Origin of the sequence: Johnsonella ignava ATCC 51276, assembly GCF_000235445.1 — a bacterium.
Classification (GTDB): domain Bacteria; phylum Bacillota; class Clostridia; order Lachnospirales; family Lachnospiraceae; genus Johnsonella; species Johnsonella ignava.
In genome coordinates this window covers 461,113-466,581 of the sequence record NZ_JH378829.1, presented here as the reverse complement: position 1 = coordinate 466,581, position 5,469 = coordinate 461,113, and the positions used below count along the sequence as shown (strand labels likewise).

Genomic DNA, 5,469 nt, shown 5'->3' with positions numbered 1-5,469 from the left:
AAATGGGCATAAAAAGGATTTTACGAGTGTTTAATGAACTCCGTGATACCTCCCCGTTTATAATAGGGTTTGTTAAGCCGAGGATATTTTTATCAAAAAATAGTCTTTCGGATTTGGAAACGGAGCTTATACTTAAGCATGAGATGACGCACTTAAAAGCCAAGGACTATTTTTATCGCAGGCTTATGTTTATACTCTGTGTGATGTATTGGTTTAATCCTGCCGTACATATCTTTCTGGATAAATTCATTGAGATAAATGAAATGGCGTGTGATGAAGCCACATTAAAAAACTGTTCAGCCGGAGAAAGATTAACTTATGCGAAGCTTCTGCGTGATATGGCGTGTAGTAAGCCTGATATAGAAAATATTATATGTTTAACAGGAAAAACAGCGATAAATCTTCAAAGGAGGATAATTAACATTATGAATGGTAAAAAAATGATGAAAAAGATACCATATATTGCTTTATCAACACTGATACTTGGAATATGCCCTGTAATATCTTATGCGGCAACTAACGGCTCTATAGGTATGCAGACTTATGTAATTGACAAGCTGGACAAAGATATTGAAGAAACTCCTGATACTGAGCTTATAGAGCAGCAGGAAATGGATAATGCGGATATTACAGCAGTTATGTTAGATGAAGCAGTACCTATAAGTGGAAGCGTTGACATAGACATAAATGTGGACGGTAAAATCAGGGTTATTACAAATACGGTAGATATGAGAAAAGGCTCAAAGGTAACTTTTACATTATATGCAGATAATGGCAGTGATAGATTTAGAGTTGGATTATTGAACAGTAAAAACAAAAAAGTCTTTGTAAATTCAAGAAGTGGAGAGGTGGGACATACATTTACAGTCAATAGTTCCGGAGAATATAGACTTTTTATAGAGGGACTTGAGAATAAAAATATTCATATAACAGGAAGCTTATATATAAAAAATTAAAATCACTGAATTTGCCATAGCAGATTTAATCTTGTAACATTAGGTAATTGCAAAAACTGGCTAAATCAATTTATTTATAGATATAGAATTGTTATGTAGCATAAGCAAAAGAATATTGATTTGATTTTAGCATTTTGCAACTACCTGTAAAAACAAAAAATCTAAAGAAAGGAAAGGAGTACAATTTTATGAAGAAAATAAGTCCTATGAGGTATAAGAACGGAGATAGGTATTATTTAAATAGTTATAATTGCGATATGGGATATATTAATGCATACAAATCATAAAAAATAAAGGAGAAATTAACAATGAAAAAAAGATTAATTATGTTTTTAAGTCTTTTTGCTTTATTAGCCTTTTGCTCAATGAATACATTTGCAGCAGAAATCGACGAAGAAACTTGGCAAGGTGTTTCGGGATATGTAAATGAAGTATATCCAAATTTATCTGAAGAAGATAAGCAGCAATTAATTAAAGAACTTTATGAAGAGAGAATGAATTCTGCTAATCAAATTACTGCAATCCCTCAAGATGAGGAACAACTAGATAGAGTTGATGAATCCTATGATGATATGATGAAAGAGGAAAATTATATTGTTAATTTAATCAATAATCAGGGAGAAAATACTTCTTTAGATAATTGGGAGTTTAATCTTCATTATCTTAAGGAACATCATGATGAATTATCAAATAAAAGTAATATAAATATGGAATATGTAGATTCATATATTCAGGCATACAATATTGTGCAAGAATGTGAAAAACTACCCAAAAGTAAAGTTAATACAACAACTGTTTTAACTAATTCATATAATCATGAACAAGCCGTAAACTATGCAAACAAATGGTGGAACGGGCATAATCCAAATTATTCTAATTGGGACGGGCATGGTGGTGATTGTGCAAATTTTGTTTCACAGTGTTTGCATGCTGGTGGAAAACCTATGAATGGAACTGATAGAAACAGTGCATCTTCTTGGTTTTCAAGAACTAATAAAAGAGATACGTCAAAACTATCTGATACTTGGATTGACGCAGGAATGTTTAGGTGGTATTGGCAAGACCATGCTTCCAGTTATAAGGATTTTTCTCGTGGCGGTGAAGAAACTTATAATTACACTTGGCCAGGAGATGCTATTTCATTTGTAAATAATAATGGGAGAGCTTACCATACTTTAATATGTAATGGTTATGACAAAAATAGCAAGAAAACCTATATGGCTTCTCATTCTTATGCATCAAATAACCGTGTATTAAACGATAGAGATAGTAGGGTTATTGTATATAATATGCGTTAATTGCTGAAAAAACACAGGTTATTTACTTTATGTATCTTATTGTGTTATTGATATGCAATATCAGTATTATTTCTATTAGCACTTTATTGATAGTAATATTAAGTTAGTTTCAGTGAAATAAAAACAATATTTCTAAAATAATGTACTACTTGAAAGGTTGGATTTTTGATTAACATTCAAACTTCAACCTTTTTAAATAATATATTTGGAGATGATTGTAATTTGATAACTCTGATATATTGGGAAAATAGTACTGAATTTACATATTTTGGTTTCTGCTTGAGGCATAGTAAACTTATATAATACCAATGCCTTTCCCCAAAGTTCTACTATGCAAAATGTAGAACTTTTTTTATTTCTCAAATTTCTATAAAAAACTTTGGCATTTTTGAAATTTCGTTGTTGTAGGTAGTGAAAGGGGAAACAGAAATATTCATAGTAAGAAATGAGATAATGCTATGGATAGACAGGAACGCAACGAATTTGAGATACGCTGTGCCTTTAACGGATACTGTAAGCAGGTCATTAGAAATGAAGCTGCTAATGCACATAAGGAGTTAAACAGGCTTAGTCAGAAAGAAGTCTTATTTTCCGATATGTCAAATGCTGATGAAAAAAGTCTATTTACTTTAGATGAATACTTTAAGGACTTGGACAATGAAATCAGCATAGGAAAAGTAAGCATAAGTGAAAAACTATTATCCGAAGCACTTCTCAGTCTTTCAGAAGATAAGAGAGAAATCATATTTATGTATTATTTCTCCGAGCTAAAGGATATAGATATAGCAGGTCTGCTTAATCTTTCAAGAAGTGCGATACAGTATAAAAAGAACTAAGGGCTTACAGTTGCTGAAAAAATACATTGAAAAGAGATTAAACGGCTATGGAGAATAGAGAAAAAGGACTGCTTCCTTATCCTATTATCCTATCGGCAACTAAGGGAGAACCCGAAGCGATGAAGATAGTTATATGCCATTATGACAGTCAGATAAGCTATTTATCCCTTAGAAAGGCTTATGATAAAACAGGAAACACTTATTATGGAGTAAATACCGATATAAGAGACCGCCTGCGTTCAAAGCTCATGCAGGCAGTACTGGTATTTGAAATCTAAATATTCAGATTATAAATCCCCTTTCATAATCTGAATAATCCTTTTAGGATACTGAACCTTGACAAAGAAAGCACGCAAGATAACGGCGTTGCAGTATAAAAAGTAAAGCAGATACCTTATATCTGTAAAAAGCCAAGCTAAAGGTACGCCATAACCCTTTATAAAGTTTATATGTAAACTACATTATAATCATCATATGATTATAAAATGATATATAAGTTTATAAAGGCGAGCGATAAATACTATTTTAGAAAATACAGGATTAGCACCCTGTAAGGCGACGACTTGCAGATACTATAATGATACTCCCATATAGCCATAGTCAGGGCTTAACGGCTCGCAAAGGCAATGGGTAGGGCTGGACTGTAAGTGCAGGGGTGGAATTCCCGTGAGGTCTTGCTAAGACCGTCAGCTTTACTTAGAAAAAAATATATCTGATGAAAGGAAACTTGATGTATGGGTAAAGAAGATATACCTATATGGGAAAAGTATACGCTTACCGTTGAAGAAGCTTCTTTATATTTTAGGGTAGGCGAAAATAAACTGAGAAAACTCGCAGAGGAAAATCCTGATGCCAACTGGCTTATTATGAACGGCAACCGCATACAGATTAAACGTAAGCAGTTTGAGAAAGTTATTGATACAATAAATGCCATATAAAAACAGGCTGAAACTTATTATCTTCCGTGTTATAATAACCTTAAGTATATCAAGGCTCTTTCCGAAAAGAAAGGAGCAAAAAGATGTCTGAAAAAAGAAGAGACAATAGAAATCGCATTTTACGCACGGGAGAGAGCCAAAGAAAAGACGGAAGATATGCTTATAAATACACTAACAACTTAGGGAAAATACAGTTTGTTTACGCTTGGAAGCTTGTGCCGACAGACAGGACGCCTAACGGTAAAAAAGATGATATATCACTTAGGGGAAAAATTACACAAATAGAAAAAGATCTAAAAGATAATATCAATCCCATAGGCGGGCAAATGACCGTAAAGGAGCTTTATGAAAAGAATATAAAATACAAGTCAAACGTGCGTTTAAGCACTAATACAGGTCGACAACATCTTGTAAAAATACTGGAGCAGGATAAGCTTGGCGGATTAAGCATTGATAAAGTTAAAGTATCAGATGCTAAGGACTGGGTGCTTCGTATGAAAGAAAAGGGTTATGCTTACGGCACAATAAAAAATTACAAACGCTCTTTACTTGCCTGCTTCTACACCGCTGTCAGGGAAGATTATGTAAGAAAGAACCCTTTCAGCTTTGATTTTGGCACGGTTATAGAAGATACCACTATTAAAAAACAGGCACTAACAAAAGAACAGGAAGAAAGTCTGCTTTCATTTATCAGAGAGGATACTGTATATAAAAAATACTATGATGATATTGTGGTACTTCTCGGTACGGGGCTTAGAATATCCGAACTGTGCGGATTAACCTTAAATGATGTTGATTTTGAAAACAGGCTTATAAACGTAGACAATCAGTTATTATCTTGTGGTAAAAAATATATCGCTCCGCCAAAGACAAAAAGCGGTATCAGGCAGATACCCATGAGTGTGGAAGTGTATAAAGCTATGCTTAGGGTAAAAAGCTTTAGGAAATGTAGCAGTGAAGTTGTCATCGACGGATATACAGACTTTATGTTTGCCTCAAGAACAGGGCATCCACGAACTCAACAAGAGTATTGTTCTATGTTTTCAAGGCTTATTGGAAGATATAATATGACTAATATTATTCCCTTACCTAAGATAATGACACTTCATACCTTAAGGCACACATTCTGCACTAAGTTAGCGGGTGCCGGGCTTAATCCCAAATCTTTACAGTATCTTATGGGACACGCAAGTATAGCAATGACACTTGATTACTATACCCACGCCAACATACAGACTGTAAAAGAGGAATTTAATAAGCTGGCTATGTGATATAAGTATTAGGATTACTACTATTTTACTACTTTTGAATAGCAAAATAAGTGAAGTTTTTAAGAATTTATATCATATCTTCCATAAAAGAAAATACCGATAAAGCACGTAAATACGGGATTTATCGGTATATAAGAACTTATAAAAAGATGAATGGGAAAGTGGATATT

At 33.4% G+C, this 5,469-nt stretch carries 6 protein-coding genes; all 6 read left to right on the top strand.

Annotated elements, in window-relative coordinates; all coding sequences use genetic code 11:
- Positions 1–956 (top strand): M56 family metallopeptidase (locus HMPREF9333_RS02150; protein ID WP_005539454.1); only part of this gene is annotated, 956 nt, incomplete at its 5' end.
- Positions 957–1,264: 308 nt separating this feature from the next.
- Positions 1,265–2,254: an amidase domain-containing protein gene (locus HMPREF9333_RS02145; protein WP_040882030.1), complete on the top strand. Its 990-nt coding sequence runs from the start codon at positions 1,265–1,267 to the stop codon at positions 2,252–2,254.
- A 458-nt stretch (positions 2,255–2,712) separates the two neighbouring features.
- The gene (locus HMPREF9333_RS02140; RefSeq protein ID WP_005539452.1) at positions 2,713–3,090 is read left to right on the top strand and encodes a sigma factor-like helix-turn-helix DNA-binding protein; all 378 of its coding nucleotides are present in this window, start codon (positions 2,713–2,715) and stop codon (positions 3,088–3,090) included.
- Positions 3,091–3,137: 47 nt separating this feature from the next.
- Entirely contained in the window at positions 3,138–3,368 is a 231-nt protein-coding gene (locus HMPREF9333_RS02135) for a helix-turn-helix domain-containing protein (protein WP_005539451.1), read from the top strand.
- A 456-nt stretch (positions 3,369–3,824) separates the two neighbouring features.
- Positions 3,825–4,028 carry an excisionase gene (locus tag HMPREF9333_RS02130; RefSeq protein ID WP_005539450.1) on the top strand — a complete coding sequence of 68 codons (204 nt, stop codon included), beginning with the start codon at positions 3,825–3,827 and terminating at the stop codon, positions 4,026–4,028.
- Positions 4,029–4,111: 83 nt separating this feature from the next.
- Positions 4,112–5,299 (top strand): site-specific integrase, encoded by a 1,188-nt coding sequence (locus HMPREF9333_RS02125; RefSeq protein WP_005539449.1) that lies wholly within the window; start codon positions 4,112–4,114, stop codon positions 5,297–5,299.
- Positions 5,300–5,469: the final 170 nt, after the last annotated feature.